The 20482-nt window shown below is 48.3% G+C and carries 19 protein-coding genes and 1 other RNA gene; 11 read left to right on the plus strand and 9 right to left on the minus strand.

The window, feature by feature from the left end; genetic code table 11:
- Nucleotides 1-63: 63 nt before the first annotated feature.
- Both ffs and NHN17_RS16165 read right to left on the minus strand, forming a co-directional pair.
- Nucleotides 64-160: signal recognition particle sRNA small type (gene ffs / locus NHN17_RS16160), an RNA gene on the minus strand.
- A 147-nt stretch (nucleotides 161-307) separates the two neighbouring features.
- A complete protein-coding gene (locus NHN17_RS16165) occupies nucleotides 308-1042 on the minus strand; it encodes a VP0952 family biofilm-associated protein (protein ID WP_255043644.1) in 735 nt (244 codons plus the stop codon).
- Between the two features lie 76 nt (nucleotides 1043-1118).
- Here NHN17_RS16165 and NHN17_RS16170 point away from each other — a divergent pair, with 76 nt between their 5' ends.
- The gene (locus tag NHN17_RS16170) at nucleotides 1119-1424 is read left to right on the plus strand and encodes an MGMT family protein (protein ID WP_255043646.1); all 306 of its coding nucleotides are present in this window, start codon (nucleotides 1119-1121) and stop codon (nucleotides 1422-1424) included.
- Between the two features lie 33 nt (nucleotides 1425-1457).
- Here the strand turns inward: NHN17_RS16170 and NHN17_RS16175 are convergent, their stop codons facing one another.
- Nucleotides 1458-1877 carry a YbaY family lipoprotein gene (locus tag NHN17_RS16175; protein ID WP_255043647.1) on the minus strand — a complete coding sequence of 140 codons (420 nt, stop codon included), beginning with the start codon at nucleotides 1875-1877 and terminating at the stop codon, nucleotides 1458-1460.
- Between the two features lie 141 nt (nucleotides 1878-2018).
- On the opposite strand from NHN17_RS16175, the gene tesB reads away from it, so the two are divergent.
- Nucleotides 2019-2885 (plus strand): acyl-CoA thioesterase II, encoded by an 867-nt coding sequence (tesB, locus tag NHN17_RS16180; protein ID WP_255043648.1) that lies wholly within the window; start codon nucleotides 2019-2021, stop codon nucleotides 2883-2885.
- 157 nt (nucleotides 2886-3042) lie between these two features.
- Here tesB and NHN17_RS16185 read toward each other — a convergent pair whose 3' ends face one another.
- Nucleotides 3043-3504 (minus strand): Lrp/AsnC family transcriptional regulator, encoded by a 462-nt coding sequence (locus tag NHN17_RS16185; RefSeq protein WP_255043649.1) that lies wholly within the window; start codon nucleotides 3502-3504, stop codon nucleotides 3043-3045.
- Between the two features lie 144 nt (nucleotides 3505-3648).
- Here NHN17_RS16185 and NHN17_RS16190 point away from each other — a divergent pair, with 144 nt between their 5' ends.
- The 3 genes from NHN17_RS16190 (at nucleotide 3649) to NHN17_RS16200 (ending at nucleotide 7093) form a co-directional block, all read left to right on the plus strand.
- Nucleotides 3649-4716 carry a PLP-dependent cysteine synthase family protein gene (locus tag NHN17_RS16190; RefSeq protein WP_255043651.1) on the plus strand — a complete coding sequence of 356 codons (1068 nt, stop codon included), beginning with the start codon at nucleotides 3649-3651 and terminating at the stop codon, nucleotides 4714-4716.
- Between the two features lie 198 nt (nucleotides 4717-4914).
- Nucleotides 4915-5613 (plus strand): 7-cyano-7-deazaguanine synthase QueC, encoded by a 699-nt coding sequence (queC, locus tag NHN17_RS16195; protein WP_255043652.1) that lies wholly within the window; start codon nucleotides 4915-4917, stop codon nucleotides 5611-5613.
- A 304-nt stretch (nucleotides 5614-5917) separates the two neighbouring features.
- Complete coding sequence (locus tag NHN17_RS16200; RefSeq protein ID WP_255043654.1) at nucleotides 5918-7093, plus strand: acyltransferase family protein; 1176 nt, start codon at nucleotides 5918-5920, stop codon at nucleotides 7091-7093.
- Nucleotides 7094-7181: 88 nt separating this feature from the next.
- Here NHN17_RS16200 and prmB read toward each other — a convergent pair whose 3' ends face one another.
- On the minus strand, nucleotides 7182-8114 hold the full coding sequence (gene prmB, locus NHN17_RS16205) for a 50S ribosomal protein L3 N(5)-glutamine methyltransferase (protein WP_255043655.1): 933 nt from the start codon (nucleotides 8112-8114) through the stop codon (nucleotides 7182-7184).
- A gap of 53 nt (nucleotides 8115-8167) precedes the next feature.
- Here prmB and smrB point away from each other — a divergent pair, with 53 nt between their 5' ends.
- Nucleotides 8168-8698 carry an endonuclease SmrB gene (smrB, locus tag NHN17_RS16210; RefSeq protein WP_255043656.1) on the plus strand — a complete coding sequence of 177 codons (531 nt, stop codon included), beginning with the start codon at nucleotides 8168-8170 and terminating at the stop codon, nucleotides 8696-8698.
- A gap of 85 nt (nucleotides 8699-8783) precedes the next feature.
- Here the strand turns inward: smrB and NHN17_RS16215 are convergent, their stop codons facing one another.
- The gene (locus NHN17_RS16215; protein ID WP_255043658.1) at nucleotides 8784-9146 is read right to left on the minus strand and encodes a hypothetical protein; all 363 of its coding nucleotides are present in this window, start codon (nucleotides 9144-9146) and stop codon (nucleotides 8784-8786) included.
- A 104-nt stretch (nucleotides 9147-9250) separates the two neighbouring features.
- Nucleotides 9251-9724, minus strand: a complete 474-nt coding sequence (sixA, locus tag NHN17_RS16220) for a phosphohistidine phosphatase SixA (protein ID WP_255043660.1) — start codon at nucleotides 9722-9724, stop codon at nucleotides 9251-9253.
- Nucleotides 9725-10050: 326 nt separating this feature from the next.
- Between sixA and NHN17_RS16225 the strand changes: the two genes are divergently transcribed.
- Nucleotides 10051-12816 (plus strand): insulinase family protein, encoded by a 2766-nt coding sequence (locus NHN17_RS16225; RefSeq protein WP_255043661.1) that lies wholly within the window; start codon nucleotides 10051-10053, stop codon nucleotides 12814-12816.
- A gap of 251 nt (nucleotides 12817-13067) precedes the next feature.
- Nucleotides 13068-13367 (plus strand): phage terminase large subunit family protein, encoded by a 300-nt coding sequence (locus tag NHN17_RS16230; RefSeq protein WP_255043662.1) that lies wholly within the window; start codon nucleotides 13068-13070, stop codon nucleotides 13365-13367.
- A gap of 139 nt (nucleotides 13368-13506) precedes the next feature.
- On the opposite strand, the gene fadJ is transcribed toward NHN17_RS16230, so the two are convergent.
- Complete coding sequence (fadJ, locus tag NHN17_RS16235) at nucleotides 13507-15621, minus strand: fatty acid oxidation complex subunit alpha FadJ (RefSeq protein WP_255043663.1); 2115 nt, start codon at nucleotides 15619-15621, stop codon at nucleotides 13507-13509.
- Nucleotides 15621-16931 (minus strand): acetyl-CoA C-acyltransferase FadI, encoded by a 1311-nt coding sequence (gene fadI, locus NHN17_RS16240; RefSeq protein ID WP_255043664.1) that lies wholly within the window; start codon nucleotides 16929-16931, stop codon nucleotides 15621-15623. Before fadI ends, fadJ begins: the two co-directional genes overlap by 1 nt.
- Nucleotides 16932-17550: 619 nt before the next feature.
- Here fadI and NHN17_RS16245 point away from each other — a divergent pair.
- From NHN17_RS16245 to NHN17_RS16255, 3 genes are all read left to right on the plus strand, one after another.
- Nucleotides 17551-18117 (plus strand): sigma-70 family RNA polymerase sigma factor, encoded by a 567-nt coding sequence (locus NHN17_RS16245; protein ID WP_255043665.1) that lies wholly within the window; start codon nucleotides 17551-17553, stop codon nucleotides 18115-18117.
- Nucleotides 18110-18823 carry a DUF3379 domain-containing protein gene (locus NHN17_RS16250; protein WP_255043666.1) on the plus strand — a complete coding sequence of 238 codons (714 nt, stop codon included), beginning with the start codon at nucleotides 18110-18112 and terminating at the stop codon, nucleotides 18821-18823. Before NHN17_RS16245 ends, NHN17_RS16250 begins: the two co-directional genes overlap by 8 nt.
- 306 nt (nucleotides 18824-19129) lie before the next feature.
- The gene (locus tag NHN17_RS16255; protein ID WP_255043667.1) at nucleotides 19130-20395 is read left to right on the plus strand and encodes an outer membrane protein transport protein; all 1266 of its coding nucleotides are present in this window, start codon (nucleotides 19130-19132) and stop codon (nucleotides 20393-20395) included.
- The last annotated feature ends 87 nt before the right edge of the window (nucleotides 20396-20482 follow it).

Consider the following 20482-nt stretch of genomic DNA (forward strand, 5'->3'; position numbering starts at 1 on the left):
AGGGTATCAAGGAAGATATGCAAGGGATATGGTGCAGATTACATCGCGACAGATGGGTGGAAGCCCCACCAGCCACATCTCGGCACACACGTCGCTCGCTGCGGCTGCTCCCTTCCAGGCCTGACCGGGTTCACGAGGTAGTGTTGCGAGAGGACCAGCAGGGCCTCCATAGATTCTTTGTCTCTGTAAGAGAACGAGGAGGATTATCCGCTATGACTGAGGCTATTGCAATAGCCCACTAGCAGATTCCCAACCGACTGCCGCTTTATTGGTCAAACATTCCCATTTTCACACAGTTAGCATAGCCTTATAGCTCTTCTTCCGGATCTTCCAACAGATATTCCCCCAGTAATGCGCCACCCAAAACTAGCAACCAAGCAACCAATATCGGATTCGGCACGTCGAACCACGGCACCAGGACCAAGGTGGCAAAGCCGACAGCAGGGAGAATCCACATCATCCGGGGTACCCATTCACTGAGTTTACTTTTTGCCATTCCCTGCAGGGAGGCAATCAAACCGGTGACACAGAGGGCAACCAGAGCGGCATGGGCTAAACCACCGACCCAAAGCGGAACCACCAAAAATAGCGGCCACCAGGTATTACCTTCTACCGAGCGCCAACTACGTGCAGCTATCCAAATCACGCCGACAGCAAGGATCTGAATGATGGTATAGATAGGGCTCCCCTCTAGCTTGCCTTCGGCTTGCAGGGCCATCAGACCAACATCCATAGCAAGGACGATGGAGATCAACAATACAGCCAACTGCCAGGAACTCTTTGCAGAGAAACTCACAGCAAAAACCGGCAGCATCATAAAGACACTTACCGCTAAGGCAACAGGCTGTTCAGGGAGAACAAAACCGAAAGTGCCCAGGCCAATCAACAATAGCCAGGCCGACACACCACCTTGTGGTAATAACCATAAAGCGGGTATAGCAAGGGCCAGTGCAGGCAGCTCTCCTTGGCTTTGCCCCAATGCACTAACTCCGACGATGGTCAACGTTATGCTGACCATAACAAGTAACGCGGCATACAACATGGCAGCACCTCCTTGCGTTCTCTGATAACCGTAATACCATGATCAGCCATCAGGTTTTTTTGGTACAGGTATAAATATGGATGATTTTTCGGCGCAAATCTACACCCAAGTTCACCAAATTCCACATGGAAAAGTCACAACTTATGGCGATATCGCCAAATTTGCAGGTTTTCCGGGCTATGCACGCCAAGTTGGCCGCCTGATGGCGACGTTGCCAGAAGGTTCAACCCTGCCATGGCACCGGGTAGTGAACGCAAAAGGGGAGATTTCCCTGACGGGACATGATTTACAACGCCAACGCCGTAAATTAATTGATGAAGGAGTCGAGGTAAGCGAAGCCGGACGGCTTAAATTGAAGCAATATCGATGGGATGGGCTCTAATGCCGCCAAGAACGGCGGCATCTACAAGACATTTTAGTTCACCTTCACCAATACCAAGTCTTTGTAAGTAGACTCGGACTGATCGGTCAGTACATGGTTAGCCGTATCGGTGATAAACAGCAGTTTACCATCAACTTCAATACGAGCACTAACAGCATAAGTATGGTTGGGAACAATTTCCTGGCGAGAAAAGTTCAGCTGGTACTCAAATGGCACCTGCTTGCCATCGGCCAAAAATGCCTGGCGACTCAGCACTTCTGCAGCGACATCCATTTTTGACACATCCGCCAGCGTCACAGTAATACGGGCATTATCGGGCAATGCTATACGCTCTTTGTAGGTTAAGGTACCCTTCACCACTTCCAAGTCTGCATCTTGTTCGATCAAACTGGTACACGCCGATACGACCAACGCTACAATCAATGCCGAAATCAGTGCAAAAACCCTTTTCATTGTCTCTCCTAAAGCAAAACTGTCATTTTGATGTGTGACAAGCACTTGAACTCATGTTTAAACTGAATGATCATCAATCATTATAGGAAGGTTATTCCACTCCCCACGGCGCGTAATGATAACATTATTTATGGAGATCCGATGAGCAAAGAACTGAATGAACTTCTCACTCTGCTACATTTAGAGCAGCTTGAACAAGGATTATTCCGCGGACAAAGTGAACATTTGGGGTTACCGCAAGTCTATGGTGGCCAAGTGCTTGGCCAAGCTTTGTCTGCAGCGAAGGAAACCGTCGATGAAGATCGTCAGGTTCACTCATTTCATAGCTATTTCTTGCGACCTGGAGATCCACACAAACCCATTATTTATGATGTCGAAACCCTGCGTGACGGTGCCAGTTTTAGCACCCGGCGGGTAAAAGCGATTCAATTTGGCCGCCCAATTTTCTATATCACGGCGTCTTATCAAGCAGAAGAAAAAGGCTTCGAACACCAATCTCGGATGCCACAGGTCCCCTCGCATGAAGGCCTGATGTCGGAGCAAGAGTTGGTGATGTCGCTCGCCGACAAACTCCCTAAAAGCGCTGTGAAGCATTTTGGTTGCGATCGCCCGATCGAGGTCCGTCCGGTCAATGTGATTAACCCACTCGCCCCGAAACCCGCCGACGCCAAGCAGTACCTATGGATCAAGGCTAATGGCGAGATGCCGGACGACCCACGCATCCATCAGTACCTGTTGGCCTATGCCTCTGACTGGGGGTTCTTGGTGACGGCATTGCAGCCCCATGGCGTTAGCTTGTTCAATCCCCAGATGAAGGTCGCAACCATTGACCACTCAATGTGGTTCCACCGCCCATTCCGTATGGATGAGTGGCTGCTCTACGCCATCGATAGCCCGTCAGCAAGCAATGCTCGTGGTTTGGTACGTGGTGAAATCTACAACCAAAAAGGGGAGCTGGTGGCCTCAGCTGTACAGGAAGGGTTGATGCGCCATACCGGGAGTAAGTAACGCCCCCCGCCTGAGGTTAATGAAAAAGTTCAGGAGGCGGCCTATCCCGCCTCTTGTTCAGTGCCCGCTGAATATCGCGCTCAGTACCGGAATCAATATTGGCAGTGGCTTCATCGAGGATCAGAATTCTCGGCTTGCTAAACCATACCCTCGCCAACTACACAGGCAAAGCGGTTGTGTACTTCAGTGGTTCCATGGCAAATGTCGACGTCACATTGGTCAGCCCCTCGATGCTATTAACCAGCTTCTTGTAGAACAGATCGAAAGCGGACATATCGGCTACTTGTACCTTCATCATATAGTCATACTCACCGGCCATGCGGTAGAACTCCATCACTTCGGGGAAGTCGGCGACGGTATCGACAAGCTTGTGGTACCACTCCTTGGAGTGGTTACTGGTTTTGATTTGTACAAAAGCCGTAAACGATAAGCCGAGCTTTACCGGGTCGAGCAAGGCAACCCGCTTGCGTAAAATACCACTCTCTTCCAGTCGTTTGAGCCGCTTCCAGCACGGCGTAGTCGTCAGGTTCACCGCTTCAGCCAGCTCTGCTAAGGCCAATGTGCCATCTTGTTGTAGTAAACGAAGTAGTGTTCTATCTGTTTTGTCTAGATTAGCCAATATGTTTCACCTGATAATTAAAAACCAGAATAATTTTCTCTATTTTAAGTGATAAGGAGTAAATTTAATAAAGTTTTTTTCTGCTCCTCGTCATACATTATCACCATAATATAAATAGTCAGACACAGCGTAAAAGGACCCCCTATGAGCCACGACCCACAATGGATCCACACCGCGATCCGCAAAATTGAAGCCGACTTCCAACGCTCAGCCGATACACACCTGATCAAGTTGGATCTTGCTTCTCTGGAGGGGGTTGATATCTACCTAAAAGATGAGAGCACCCACCCAACCGGAAGCCTCAAGCACCGCTTAGCTCGTTCTCTGTTCCTGTTTGCCCTGTGTAATGGCTGGATTAGTAAAGATACACCAGTCATCGAGTCCTCTTCTGGCAGTACCGCGGTATCAGAAGCCTATTTTGCCCGTTTGCTTGGCTTGCCGTTTATTGCCGTCGTACCACGTAAAACCGCGCGCAAGAAAATCGAACAAATCGAGTTCTACGGTGGCCGCGCGCACTTCGTCGATAGCCCAAGCGAGATCTATGAAGAATCCCGCCGCTTGGCGAAAGCGCTCAATGGCCACTACATGGATCAGTTTACCTATGCTGAGCGGGCCACCGACTGGCGAGGCAACAACAACATCGCCAACAGTATTTTCGACCAGATGAGACTCGAAGAGCACCCGATCCCAAGCTGGGTAGTGATGAGCCCGGGAACTGGCGGCACCTCTGCAACCATTGGCCGCTATATCCGCTACCAAATGCACTCGACCAAGCTTTGTGTGGTTGACCCAGAAAACTCAGTGTTCCATCAGTACTACAAAACCCGTGATACCTCCCTGACTAGTGATTGCGGCAGCCGTATCGAGGGGATTGGCCGCCCACGGGTCGAGCCTAGCTTCATACCTGACATAATCGATGAGATGCGCACCATTCCTGATGCTGCAAGTATTGCCACAGTGCACTGGCTGGAAAAATTGCTTGGCCGCAAGGCTGGCGCATCGACCGGTACCAATCTTTACGGGGTACTGCAGCTAGCTTGTGAAATGAAAGCCCGTGGCGAGAATGGCTCGATTGTCACCTTGCTGTGTGACAGTGGTGAACGATATCTCGATACCTACTTCAATAATGCGTGGGTTGAGAGCAACATTGGCGATATCAGTGGCTACCTTGCCCAGCTCGAGACTTTTGAGCAAACCGGAAAGCTGAGCTAACACCTTCGTTTTCATCTAGCCGCGGCAACGCCCCCAACAAGAGCTGCGGCTTTTCATCACAGAGCTTTTTTCTTTGTCACTGCTGCGGTAGCATGAGCCTGCCAATAGAGAACCTGCTGTTGGCCTATCCTTAATTTCAATAAGGGGTAGTCCCTACCGACTGTTTTTCGGTACGACAACAACATAGGAAAATTTTTCATGCGCAAAGCCGTAGTTGTATTTAGTGGCGGCCAAGACTCCACGACCTGCCTGATCCAAGCCATGGCCCATTATGATGAAGTGCACTGCATTACATTCGATTATGGCCAGCGTCATAAGCTGGAAATTGAAGTGGCTGAATCTGTCTGTAAAGCATTGGGCGTTACAGCGCACAAAGTAATGGATGTGGGCCTGCTCAATGAACTCGCGATCAGCTCCCTGACCCGCGACAATATCCCTGTCTCACACGAATTGCAGGAAAATGGCCTACCAAACTCATTTGTTCCTGGCCGTAACATTCTGTTCCTGACCCTTGCCGGCATTTATGCCTACCAGATCGGTGCCGAAGCGGTGATCACCGGTGTATGTGAAACCGATTTTTCCGGCTACCCGGATTGCCGTGACGAATTCGTCAAGTCGCTGAACCAATCACTGGTATTGGGTATGGACCGTGCACTGAAGATTGAAACCCCGTTGATGTGGCTCAACAAGGCCGAGACCTGGGCGCTAGCCGACCAATACGGTAAGCTCAACTTCGTCCGAGAGAAAACCCTGACCTGCTACAACGGTATCATTGGTGATGGCTGCGGTGACTGCCCGTCATGTGATCTGCGCAAAGCCGGTCTTGATGACTATCAAGCCAACCAAACCGATATCATGGCAGAGCTAAAATCCAAACAGCAGGCGGGTACGGCTTAAACCCCAAAAAAAACAAAGGGAGAGCACAACGTGCTTTCCCTTTTTTACCTCTATACCCAAGTGACTTCACACCCCCAACACGTCATCCCCCCATTGTTATTTTAAATTTGCTGTAAAATTTAAATTTGCGAGGCAAGAAACATTTATTTAGTCCTTATTACAGATAATAAATATTGAGTGGAAGATAGTTCAAAATAACATAATAAAAACGCATCCAAACTCTGATATCCCTATTCAATCGGTTGTTATTTTATTTTTTATCCAGAAAATAAATATATTTCCCATCAATAATGCGTAGGTATTTATGAAAAGCGCTATTCCAATACTCACCCCACTTCGTGGTATTGCTGCTTTATGTGTCGTATTCTTCCATGCCAGGATAATTATATTCCCACAATGGATGACACCTCTAACAGAATATACCCACTTTGTAGAAAATGGATATTTATGGGTTGATCTCTTTTTTATCCTTAGTGGCTTTGTCATGATGCACGTCTATCAATCAACGTTTGTTCGAGGCGTAACACCATCGAAATGGAAGCATTTCATATGGCTAAGATTCTCCAGAATTTACCCCTTATTCTTTATCACCCTCATCGTTTTGATTACCTGGGAGACCTTTAAAGCGAGTAATGGAATAGGTTTTTATGGCGGTGCACTATTCGAGAAATGGGGTATGAGCGGGATCCCCGCCTTCGAAGGGCCATTCAACCGCTCGGAAGCCTTACTTCCTAATGCATTAATGCTACATGGTTTTCTCGTCACAGATTTATCTTGGAATATATCTTCATGGTCATTGAGTGTCGAATGGCTGAGTTATATGATTTTTCCTTTCTTGGTGTCTCTTCTATTAAAGAGGAAACTCTCTTTCCTTTTCCCTGTTATATTCATACTTGGGTTACTTTATATCAATCATACAAAAGGTTCATTGGATGTAACTGGCGGACTGTTAGCCTTTATAAGGGCAATTACGAGTTTTACTCTGGGTGCTTGGATGTACACCGTCTCAATTACAGAAAAACAACAACGCATAATGAACAATGATTTTGCGCTGTGGACAATATTTGCTATTTGTATTGGCCTGCTTCACTTACAAAAAACAAGCTACCATAATGTTTTGGTTGTCTCGAGCTTTGCTGCTTTAGTTTTAATTTCAGCTCAACAGTCCGAAAGAAATACTCCCGTATTTAAACTGTTGGACAACCGCTTTACCCGCTTCCTTGGCGATATTTCCTATTCCCTGTATCTTTGGCATGCAGTGTTGTTACTTGCGGGTATTGAAATCGCTCATCTATTATTCCCAGAACAACTGACAACGTGGCAGAACCAGACAAGCTGGGGCACGGCTTGCATTGGCGCTGGTGTATTTATATCTATCGCCATCAGTATTTCAACACTGAGCTATTACTATTTAGAAAAGCCTGCAATAAAAATTCTGAGGGCTCGTCGGCAACGTAATATCAAAGCAAACTCAATCTAGATTGCTAAACACAGGTGTTATTAATACAAAAAAATGCCGCCAACCTTTCGGTTGGCGGCATTTTTGTAACTGTGCAGACTGTATCTAATTAGTCGCGGTACAACGCAAACTCATCGGCACACTCGAGCAACTGCTCGCGGGTCATCATGAATACGCCGTGGCCGCCGTTTTCAAATTCAATCCAGGTAAATGGAATATGCGGGTATTGCTCTTCCATGTGGATCATCGAGTTACCCACTTCGCAGATCAGTACACCGTCTTCTTTCAGGTAATCCGGCGCGTTGGCCAAGATGCGGCGAACCAGCTTCAGGCCATCAGTACCCGCAGCAAGGCCCAGCTCAGGCTCATGACGGAACTCATCCGGTAGGCTGTCCATATCTTCCTGATCAACATACGGCGGGTTGGTCACGATCAAGTCGTATTGATCTTTGGGTACATCGCGCAGCAAATCAGAGCGCAGTGGGATCACCTGCTGCTCCAGACCATGGTCCTGGATATTCTGCTCGGCAACGGCTAGCGCATCGACCGAGATGTCAACGACATCGACTTCGGCTTCCGGGAATGCATGGGCCGCAGCAATACCGATACAACCAGAACCGGTACACAAGTCCATAATGCGGGTCGGGCGTTCTTTGAGGAACGGTTCGAAGAAGTTTTCGATCAACTCACCGATTGGCGAACGTGGCACAAGCACGCGCTCATCGACAAAGAATTCCAAACCACAGAAGTACGCTTTGTTGGTCAAATAAGCAACAGGAGTACGTTCGTTGATTCGACGGATCACTCGCTCAACAATACGGTGACGCTCGCTGCTGGTCAGGCGTGAATGACGCACTTCCGAAGGAACGTCAAGTGGTAGGTATACGGTTGGCAGAACAAGCTGAACGGCTTCGTCCCACGCATTATCTGTACCGTGACCATAAAATAGACCGGCAGCATTGAAACGGCTAACCGTCCAACGTAGCATGTCCTGCAATGTATGAAGTTCGTTGACAGCTTCGTCGACAAAAATCTTATCCAAAATAGACTCCGAATGGCGCTACAATACCGCTATAAAGTTGTTGGAATTTCACTATGAGCAAAAAAGATACTAACCTGGACGATGATCTGATGCTCTTCCAGGAAGCGGTTAAGGGCGTAAAAAAGATCACCAATGATACCATAATCACGCCCCGCCGACAGGGCCCAAAGAGTGATAAGCCGAAACTCTCGGCAAAAGAGACACAAAATCACGAGTTTTACTTCTCTGACGAGTTTGAACCTCACCTCAACGAGAATGGCCCAACCCAATATGCCCGTACTGGTGTCTCTAAGTATGAGGTAAAAAAATTACGCCGTGGGGTGTATGTGCCGGATATGTATCTGGACATGCATGGAATGACCCAGAAAGAAGCCAAACGTGAACTGGCTGCCATGATAGCCGCTTGCATCAAGGAAAAGGTATCCTGCTGCTGCGTTATGCATGGCATCGGCAAGCATATTCTCAAGCAAAAAGCGCCGATGTGGTTAGCACAGCACCCTGACGTGATGGCTTTCCATCAGGCGCCATTAGAGTTTGGCGGTAATGGTGCCCTACTGGTGCTGCTGGATATTCCGGAAAGGTAATGTCTGAGCAATAGTTCTCGGGGAGAGCTCTCGCCAATTTCTGGCAACACTCTCCCCCCTTCTTACAACACTCAATACGCCACGCTTATCCGTAATTGAACCTCGCCAGTGCACCGACGTTGATCACCTGACCTTCCGCTATCAGGGTAACTTCCCCACTGCCACAAATGTTCAGTCGTGTCTTGACTGCCTGTTCACTGTAATAGTGTTCGCAGCTACCGTTACGGGCACTGTCTATCCGCGAGAAGATGGTTATCCCGCCGGGATTGAATAGGCTTTGTGGTGCTGCGAATGTCAGGGTACTGCCTGACGCTGAAATGTGCATTTCTTCGGTGATACCATTGGCCCATTTAATGGCTCCATTGGCATTAATGCTAGGGGCTGGCGGCATTTGCACACATCCAGCAAGCAGTGCGACACCCATCGCAAGGGATAATTTTGCTTTCATCAGAAGGTCTACGGCTACAGAATACAACGTTCTCTTGTATCGGCGGCGCCCGGAAAAACCTTAGGGGTTTTCCGCAAAGAATTCCGGGGGCATATCAGACTACTTTACCCTTCAGGATTGGCATGCCACAGCAGCTCACCGTTGCCACTGTCAGGCTGGTAATCAATGGCGGCAATGGAAGAAGTAATGAACATTGGAGGCTGCAAACCAGGGACCATTTCCGACGTCAAATACCCTACCAAAGGAAGGTGTGAAACGATAAGTAGGTTCTCCGGCTGCTCAATGCTGACCACGGCTTTAATGTAGGATGCGACATCTTCGGCATCACCGTAAGGGGTGATCTCGTCAACCGTCATGACCTTCTTCGGCGCCGGCAAATGCGAGGCCATGGCCTGCCATGTCTGCTGTGCACGCAAATAAGGGCTCACCCAGACCATGTCCAAATCATTGTCAAACTGGCCTGCCAGTTGAGTTGCCATTTGTTCGGATAGGGCGGCTCCCCTGTCGGTCAGCGGGCGTTCTGCATCACTGGCTGCAAAGTGCTGGGCTTCCCCATGACGCATAATATAAATTCGCATAATTTTTCCAATATCACAGTCTGGTACCCGATATCACACCTAATTATCATTACTAGTAATGGCAGGAGATCGATCAAACTCAAGGCTTACTTATCCGACTATTTGGCAACCAATCTGCAACCAAATAGACGTACGTCGAGCTATGCTATCAAGTAACGGATAGGGAAAACAGCGATCCCGCTCACCCTGTGAATGTTCCGTGACCAACGTAGAAAATCTGTCAGCTAACCTTTTGTTTCTTGGCAAATAAAGACGGGTTAAATTTGCCACCCTTTCTAATGAGCGTCATAATTAGTTTACTTTCCTTTGAAAAATAGGCTTTTCCTGTGCATACAAGTCCTAATGACCTGAAGCAGTACCGATACATCAATCTTGCCAATGGGTTGAGAGTATTGCTGGTCCATGATGCTGAAGCACCGCGCTCAGCGGCTGCATTGTCGGTGAAAGTCGGCCACTTTGACGACCCGCTAGAGCGTCAGGGGATGGCGCATTTCCTTGAGCACATGTTGTTCCTCGGTACCGAAAAATATCCACGCGTGGGCGAGTTCCAAACGTTCATCAACCAAAGCGGTGGCAGTAACAACGCGTGGACAGGCACCGAAAATACTACCTATTTCTTCGAAGTTAGCCCCCACACATTCAGTGAAGGCCTTGACCGTTTTGGCCAATTTTTCACCGCCCCATTGTTCAACGAAGAAGCCGTCGACAAAGAGCGTAATGCCGTAGACTCGGAGTATAAGCTAAAGCTGAAAGACGATGTACGCCGCTTGTATCAGGTTCACAAGGAAACCATCAATCCCGATCACCCGTTCGCCAAATTCTCGGTCGGCGATCTGACCACATTGGCAGACCGCAACGACCAACCGGTCCGCGACGAGCTCATTGCCTTCTACCAGACTCATTACTGTGCCAGCCTGATGGGACTGGTACTATTGGGGCCGCAATCACTGGATGAGCTGGATGCCTATGCCCAGACTTTTTTCCGCGACATTCCAAATACAGGCATAGCCAAAGCAGGCATTACCGTACCTTTGGTGTCTGACAACGAGAAAGCCAAGTTCATCACTATCGACCCGATCAAGGAAGTACGAAAGCTTACCCTGTCGTTTACCCTTCCGCCGGTCGATCAATACTACCGTGAGAAGCCACTTTCCTACATCGCCCACCTACTGGGTAACGAAGGCAGTGGCAGCCTGATGTCACTATTAAAATCACGGGGCTTTATCAATACTCTTGCCGCCGGCGGCGGTGTCAGTGGCAGTAACTTCCGTGAGTTCACTATTGGCCTCAACCTCACGCCAAAAGGGCTTGAGAATGTTGATGAGATTGTCACAACCGTTTTCCAGTACATAGCGTTGATCCGCCAACAAGGGTTGGATGAGTGGCGTTTTGCCGAGAAAAAAACCGTGCTGGATATGGCATTCCGCTACCAGGAAAAAAACCGACCGCTCGACACTGTCAGCTATTTGGTCATGAACCTGCTCCATTACTCACCTGACGATATTATCTATGGTGATTATATGATGGCGACCTATGACGAAGCGCTAATTGCGTCCTTCCTCGACCAGCTGACACCGAAGAACATGCGTCTGGTACTGGTTGCCCAAGGCCAAGACAATGACAAAATCGCCCAATGGTACCACACGCCATATAGCGTAAAGCCGTTCACCGACAAGCAATTAACCAACTGGCTAGCGCCTGGCAGTGAGCCGGAATTACAGCTACCAGAGCAAAACCCTTACCTGTGCGAAAAGCCCGATCCTCATCCACTCGCCGATGATGCAGCCGAACCTCCACAGCTACTGCAGGACTTACCGGGGTTTCGCCTGTGGTACAAACAAGAACATGAATTCCGAGTGCCGAAAGGTATTGTCTACGTGGCCATCGATAGCCCTCATGCGGTCAATTCACCACGTAATATCGTCAAAACACGGTTATGTGTCGAAATGCTGCTCGATGCCACCAATGAATCGACCTACCCGGCGGAAATTGCTGGTATGTCCTATAACCTCTATGCCCACCAGGGCGGGGTGACTCTTCAGCTATCTGGTTTCAGTGAGAAACAGCCACTGCTGCTTAAGCTTCTGCTCGATCGCTTTGCCAACCGTGACTTCGATCCCGAACGGTTCAAAAATATCAAAGCTCAGATGTTGCGTAACTGGCGCAATGCTGCGCAGGATAAGCCTATCTCACAGTTGTTCAATGCCTTGACCGGGGTATTGCAGCCCAACAATCCACCCTATCCTGTTTTGCTAGAAGCCCTTGAAAGTATCGAGGTAGACGAACTGCCGGCCTTTGTCGAGGCGATGTTTGCCGAGCTTCACATCGATACGTTTGTCTATGGCAACTGGCTCAAAGAAGATGCGATTGCTCTGGCCGAAACCCTCAAGAATGCCTTCCGTGTCACCGACCAGTTATACGGCGAATCCCAGAGGCCCTTGGTCAGACTCGGTGATTCTGGCACTCTCTGCCATGCAGTCAGCTGCGATCATGCCGACTCAGCCTTGTTGATGTATTACCAATCACGTGAAACAACACCAAGAAAGATAGCGATTTACACCTTGGCCAATCACCTGATGTCGACGACGTTTTTCCATGAACTCCGCACTCGCCAGCAGCTGGGCTATATGGTGGGTACCGCCAATTTGCCACTTAACCGTCATCCGGGATTAATCTTATATATCCAGTCGCCAGTCGCCGCACCGGCTCAATTACTTGAGGCCATCGATGAATTTACCAATGCCTTTGCACTGGTCCTGCTTGAGCTCAACGAAGCCCAGTGGCAAGCCAGCAAACAAGGGTTAATTGCGCAAATTTCGGAGCCGGACACTAACCTGCGTTCCCGTGCTCAGCGTTTCTGGGTCAGCATTGGTAACAAAGATGTCGAGTTCAACCAGCGCCAAAAAGTGATTGATGCCTTATCTGACATCAGCCGAGTCGACATGGTGAAGTTCATTGTCGATGTGGTGAAACCACGAACATCTAACCGCATTGTTATGCACAGCCAAGGACAAGCCCACAGTAATTTGGAGCCACTGGAAATCGGTAACCCTATTGGTTCAATCGATGAGTTCCAGCAGGGCGCTTACTGACGACTATTCACTGTACTTTCAACAACCACTCAAAACCCGCCGTGCCGGGTTTTGTCGTATTTCAAACAGTTAAAAGCACACAACATTGCAGAATTGATAATTTCCCACCACACAAGACATACTCAGCTATGTTTTATCAAAGCTATTTAGTCGCTGTTTGTGACAAAAAACTGAATCATCCTACTAATCGGTCGTCTTATCCATGTATCAGTAATCACCTTAAACGAGATAAGTGAAGGAGTTTCACCACAATGAGCCAGCACTGCCCACATTGCCAACAGTCAATTTCGAGTCCTTTATTGAGTCGCTATGAAGACTTTTTTGCCTGCCCGCATTGCCATTGTGCTCTAGCTCACCATGAGGCTGATATTATGCTTTATGCGCTGGCGTTTATTATCACCATCACAACACCACTCGTCGTATTTGGTGAAGTTAACAGCCTTATCGCTATGGCTTTATCCATGCTGGCCTACCACTTCTTGCGCCCTAAATTTTTCGAGTCCCGCTTTCGTTTGCGTATCGTGAAATTCTTTCCCATAGAAAATATCTAATACCCATCTGGATAAGTAGTTGATCAAGTATTTATTTATGTAGGTTGGTATAACAGCAAAGACGAAAAAGCCAGCTGCAAATACAGCTGGCTTTAATAACGGTTTTACATTTCTACACTTTTACAGACTAGCTGGCTGTTTACGAAGAGTAATAGCTCTGTCCTGCTTCAGCCATATCGACCAGAGCCTGACACGGTTTGAAACGCTCGCCATATTTATCTGCATGATCAATCAACAGCTCGACGACCTGCTTGATACCAAGCTGATCCATATAGCGGAATGGGCCACCCAAGAATGGTGGGAAACCAATACCGAAAATCGCCCCGATATCGCCATCGCGTGCTGAACGAACAACACCTTCATCCAAACAACGGGCTGCTTCATTGAGCATCATCAGGGTACAACGTATGGCAATCGCCTCGGCATCTGTTTTCTTTTCAGGGTTAAGCCCCAACAGCTTGTAAACACTCTTATCGACCGCTTTCTTCTTGCTATCGTACAAGTAGAAACCTTTACCTGTCTTACGCCCTTTACGACCATCATTGAGCAGTTTGTCGAACACATCTGGCCCCTGGAAACGATCGCCCAGTTCGCCGACCAATACTGGCATAATTTTCGCGCCAATATCGACGCCCACTTCATCAAGCAAGGTGATAGGACCAACCGGGAAACCAAAATCAAGCAGTGCGGTGTCTAGGTGCTCAATCGGCTCACCGGCCAACAACACCTGTGCTGCTTCATTCATGTACGGTGCCAAAATCCGATTAACGTAAAAGCCCGCTTTGTCACCAACGACTATCGGTGTCTTACCTTGTTTCTTCGCCAGAGCAACGACAGTGGCCACCGTTTCATCTGATGTCCCATCATGTGGGATCACTTCGACCAGCGGCATTTTTTCTACCGGGCTGAAGAAATGCAGACCAACTACATTTTCAGGGCGCTCTGCCGCTTCGGCGATCTGGTGGATCGGAAGCGATGAAGTATTGGTAGCAAAAATCGTCTCGGGCTTGGTGTTGGCTTCAATTTCTTTAACCATCTGATGCTTAAGACCAAGATCTTCAAACACCGCTTCAATGATCACATCCATACGGTCGAACGCGGTGTAGTCAATCCCGCCCGCGATACTTAACATCTGCTTTTGCAGCGCCGCCTTGCTGATGATCCGGCGCTTGCGCTTTTTATCCAGTAACTTGTAGTTATACGACAAGGCATTGAGAATACCGTCGTTGTTAATGTCTTTGATCCGTACCGGATAGCCCGCCTTAGAAGCCGTGACATGGCTGATCCCGCCGCCCATAAGTCCACCGCCAAGCACACCGACATGCCCGATCGAACGTGGCTTGGCATCCGAACCTGACTCTTTCTTCATCGCCGTTGTGGCAAAAAAGATGCTGCGCAGTGCGGCTGATTCCGATGTCATCACCAGATCACCGAACAATTTGGCCTCACGGGCCAAACCTTTGGTCATGCCGTTTTGCAGGCCATATTTGATAACATCCAAAATGGCATCAGCAGCCGGATAATTACCCCGGGTTTTCTCGTGGGTTTTCTTGGCTGCCTGCTCGAACACCAAAGAACGCCCCAGCGCATTACCGCCCATAGCACGGTCTTGCAGTGACAATTGGCGCTTTGGCTTGGGTTTAAGCGCTTGTTTCTCGGCAATATCCAACAAGATACTCTGCGGAACAACTTCATCTACAACCCCGACCTTCTTGGCTTTTTTTGCCCGAAGCTGTTTACCGGTCAGGATCATATCCAGCGCCCCCGCAACACCAATCAAACGAGGTAAGCGCTGGGTACCGCCAGAGCCTGGCAGCAAGCCGAGCTGGACTTCAGGCAAACCTAGTCGGGTCTTGTCATCATCTGAACAAACGCGGCTATGACACGCCAAAGCAAGCTCAAGCCCCCCTCCCAAACAAGGTCCGTGAATCGCCGCCACGGTATGGAAAGGTAGGTTTTCCAGTTCGGCAAACAGCTTTTGACCTTGCTCAGCTAACGATGCAGCCTCTTCAGCAGTGGTACAAGCCGCTAGCATGCGGATATCCGCACCGGCGACAAAATTATCAGGTTTGCCCGAATAAACCACCATCCCCTTGAGATCATTTTTGCTTTTCAGCTCTTCCAGTACCTTGCTGACTTGCTCACCAAACTGTGCTTGCAGGGTGTTCATTTTCTCATTGGGCACATCAATTTTGAGCCAAGCAATGCCATTGTCGGCATAAGTCAAAGTGAATGCAGATTGTTGTTCAGTCATTATTCGGCCTCCAAGATCATTGCGGCACCAAGGCCACCAGCAGCACAGGCAGTATTCAAAGCTAAGCCACCACCACGGCGCTGAAGCTCCCTTAAGGTCTGGGTGATCATCCGCGCGCCAGTTGCGGCAAACGGGTGACCGTAGGCAATTGAACCACCGAGGACATTGAATTTATCCATATCAATTTCACCAATGGCTTCACTTCGACCCAGTTTTTCTTTGGCAAACTGCGTCGAACCAAACATCTTGACGTTGGCCAACGCTTGGGCAGCAAAGGCTTCATGCATATCTATCAAAGTAAGATCACGCAAGGTCACACCGGCGCGTTCTAACGCCATCGGTGTCGCATAAGATGGGCCCATCAACATGTCTTGCTCAACACCAATCGCCGAAAACGCATAAGAGCGGATATAGCCCAGCGGCTTGAGGCCTAGCTCTTTAGCCCTGCCCTCTCGCATTAGCAACAGCGCGGCGGCACCATCGGTCAACGGTGTTGCATTAGCAGCGGTGACTGAACCGAATTTACGGTCAAAAGCCGGACGTAATTTGGCATACGACTCAAGGCTGGAATCTTCGCGAATATTGTTATCCTTGTTGATCCACTGACGGTAAGGTTCTGGGAAAGCGGTGATCACTTCGTCTTGGATCAAACCATCGCGCCAAGCTTGTGCGGCAAGCGTATGCGAGCGATGCGCAAGGGCATCTTGCTCTTGACGGGTAATGCCATGGCTCTTTGCCATCTGCTCAGCAGTTTGCCCCATACTCAAGCCCGTTGAGTATTCGGCTACCGCTGGCGGTACCGGCATCAAGTCTTTAACACTGAGCTTGCTGAGCAGTTTTAAACGCTTGCTAATCGTTTTGGCTTTGCTCAGCGCCAATAATGTTGCTGCCAAATGCTTGGACACACCGATTGGCAGTACCGACGATGAATCAGCGCCACCAGCAATGCCGATATCGATGGTGCCCGACAAGATACTCTCTGTCACATTGGCTGCAGCTTGAAAGCTGGTTGCACAAGCTCGGGTCACACTGTAGGCATCAGTACCGATGTCCATGCCCGTTCCCAGCACAATCTCACGGGCAATGTTGGGGGCTGCTGGCATCTGGATCACTTGGCCAAATACCACCTGCTCAATTAGCTTGGGATCAATATCCACCTGCTGGAGCATTTCACTAACAACCATTTTTCCCATATCCAATGCCGATACACCGTCAAACGCGGTCGACTGGCGAGCAAAGGGGGTACGTAATCCACTTACAACGGCGATGCGCTCACCCTGTGAGGTTGTGAGCTTTTGGAGACGTGTCATCGCTACTCCTTATTAATATGTCGGGTACGGGGAACCATGCCCCAGGATCTACTTTAGAGGTCTGACCACGACAATTGTAACGCAGTTGTTACCAGAATCAAACAAATGTTTAAAAAGTGCGATCTCTATGGCACCTGATGCATTATAGGTATATCACTATCATAACAATGTGCGCAGAAAGAGGTAATTTGATGACAAGTGAAAAACTTAGCTATCAATTAAGACATAAAGGGAGTAGGTGGGATTCATTTTGCTAAGATAAAAAAAAACCATACCGAAGTGGTATGGTTGTAATTCACACGGAAAGCAATCCATGTAAGATAGTAAGTCAATTAACATAAAGCCAATTGCAAATCAGGCAAGCCTGATAGGAGAAAGTAAAGTCAGCCTTCAAAAGGAAGTTGTCATCTTGCTCAACAGATACTGTTCTTTATTAACGTACAAAATCCACTGTACGAATCACAAAGCTCAATATCAGATGACGTGACTACTATAACTTTCTCACCAAGTCACAATTTGAACCAGATCAATTTTAATGCGGATTATTGGATGAATCAGCGGATAATTGCAGAAATACCCCCCTTTTAACGGCAGTTTTCCGCATGAAATGGACACTTTTATGATTAAGTCATTTTTTCGAAAGAAAAAGCCTGATGCCTCGGTCTCTGTGGATATGAATAAGCAAAGACGATACGAAGCCCTTGTAAGGGCCTGGCATCGGGATCTCTACCGTTACGCCTACTGGTTGTGCCATGACCCCCATATTGCGGAGGACTTGGTTCAGGAAACCTGTTTGCGAGCATGGCGCTCCCTCGATAGCCTTCAAGACGATAACGCCGCCAAATCATGGTTGATTACAATCCTGCGCAGGGAGAATGCCCGACGCTTCGAACGCAAGCAGCTCGATTTGGTTGATATCGATGACTATGCCATTGCAGATACCCAGCAAAATGGCAGTGAAAGTGATTTGGAGCAACAAATGCTACGCAAGCAGATAATGAAACTGGCTCCGGAATACAGGGAACCGTTAGTATTGCAGGTAATGGCGGGCTTTAGCGGGGATGAAATTGCCGATATCCTTGGTCTGAACCGCAATACCGTGATGACGCGCTTGTTCCGCGCCAGAAACCAACTCAAAGAGCAATTAGAAAAACACACCGAGCGAAGGGGGCAGCAAAATGGATGATCTAGAATTCCGACGCCGACTCTTGGCGGATCCATTTGATAACAGCCAAGACTTGGCAGAGGCACGCAACGAGTCAATCGCCAACCGGAAGCTATCTGACGAACTACAACAACTCGACAATAAGCTGGAACAGGCGATGAAAGTTGATGTACCGGACGATCTCGCCGATCGTATCCTGTTCCATCAATCCGGCCAACCAAGCTCGAACAGCTTTAAACCGCGCACCTTGGTCGCCATGGCCGCCTCCGTCGCGTTTGTCTTTGGCCTATTTATCGGTCAGTACAATCAGGGGATCAGTGCCAGTAACCCACAACTGGAAATTGCCCAGATCGCGATGGAGCATGTGAAGGCAGAAGCCCCATTCATTGACGGTATTGATGAGTCGGTCACCCTGAGCCAGGTTAATGCCAAGTTAACACCCTTTGGTTCAACTTTTAACGACATCCCTGGCCATGTTTACTACGTCAACCACTGTGGGTTTGGAAATAAAAATGCACTGCACATGGTTATGGATACACCACAAGGCAAAGTGACTGTGTTTGTGGTGCCCGAGCAATCACCCGACATAACACCGTTTAACGACCAGTCAATGAAAGGGGTTGTAGTACCAGTAAGAAATGCCAGCCTGATTGTGGTGGGTGAGAATGGGCAAGATGTTTCACCTGTCGCGACAACACTTCGCAATGAGTTAAACTGGGAAATTTAACATTTCATTACACATAACAACCTAAAGCCATAAAAGCATAAATGTTCTCGATGCTTTTATGGCTTTTTATTCACTGCAAGCATATAAATTATAAAATGTTAACCTCATTGCATATTTTAACTTTTTTGCTCCCTTCTCCTACCATTTTTACCATACACTCGTTAGCTGATTGTTAACCCCGCACTAACAATCAACAGGTTGCTAACTGGTCTGCTTTGATCAAATGCCAACCAACCATACAATCTTGCGCAATCTGCACAAAGAGGCAGATAAAAAAATGCTATATAATTAGGAATAACTATAAATATGAACAAGAAGCGTCTGTTTACAAAGTCACTGGTTGCGGTAGCAATCACGATGGCTTCTCAACAAGCAATGGCAGCTGGTTTCCAGCTAAACGCACAATCTGCAACCGGCCTTGGCCGTGCATTCGCCGGTGATGCGGTTATCGCCGATAACGCATCGGTAATGTCTCGTAATGCTGCGGCTATGTCGCTATTTAGCTCACCAGAGCTATCACTGGGTCTAAATGCAATTACATCTGATATTGATGTAAAAGATGGTGAATACACCAATATGCTTGGCCAGACTAGTAGCCTTGATGATCAGTCTGTTGGTGATACATCGTTAGTACCAAATCTTTACTACATCCACCCAATTAATGACCAATGGACGGTTGGTGCATCAATTTACTCTAACTTTGGTACCAAAACCGAATTTAGCAATGACTACGCTGCAAATGAGTATGGCGGCCTAACTGACGTTAAGAGTGTGAACTTTGGCTTAAGCGCCGCTTACCGAATCAATACTCAATGGAGTATTGGTGCTGGTCTAGACATCATCTATGGTTCAGGTGAACTAAAGCGTTCTAACGAAAGTCTAGGAGGTACTCTTTTAGATGTTGATGCTGACGGTGTTGGCTTTGGCTTTAATCTAGGTACCATTTACGAGCTGAACGAGAACCACCGCTTCGGCCTGTCTTACCGTTACAGCCCAGAGCTAGAAGTTGATGGCGATATGTTCTACGCGGGGGCGGCAGGTGGCAACCCTGATATCAGTGGTGACAAACTGAACATTGCCCTACCGGATATGGCGGAATTTTCTGGTTACCACCGTTTGAACAAGCAGTTTGCGGTTCACTACAGCGTACAGTGGATTGGTTGGAGTACGTTCGAAGACCTAAATACTACAGGCGGCGACGTACTTAACTCTTACGAGTGGCAAGACGGTTGGCACTATGCAATTGGTGGTACTTACTACCTGAACAACGACTGGACCCTACGTGCCGGTTACATGCACGATACTAGCGCACAAGACAAGGTTACATCTATTTCAGTACCAGATTCCGATCGTAACTGGTTCTCTGCTGGTTTCACTTACCACCTAGACAGCAAGTCTAATATCGATGTGGGTGTGACTTACCTTGTCGGTTCAGACGTTACAGCCACTGAAAATACTATGGTTGATAGCCCATTCCCTATTGGACCAGATGAAATTCAAGCATCTGCTGTTACAGCCACTACCCGTGCTAACGCATGGCTATACGGTATCCAGTACAGCCGTTCGTTCTAATTCAGCGAACATAAGTGATAAAGCATAATAAAAGGAGCCGAATGGCTCCTTTTTTGTTACTAGTCTAACTAGCTGTTCTACCGTCAT

The organism is Photobacterium pectinilyticum (assembly GCF_024357955.1).
Classification (GTDB): domain Bacteria; phylum Pseudomonadota; class Gammaproteobacteria; order Enterobacterales; family Vibrionaceae; genus Photobacterium; species Photobacterium pectinilyticum.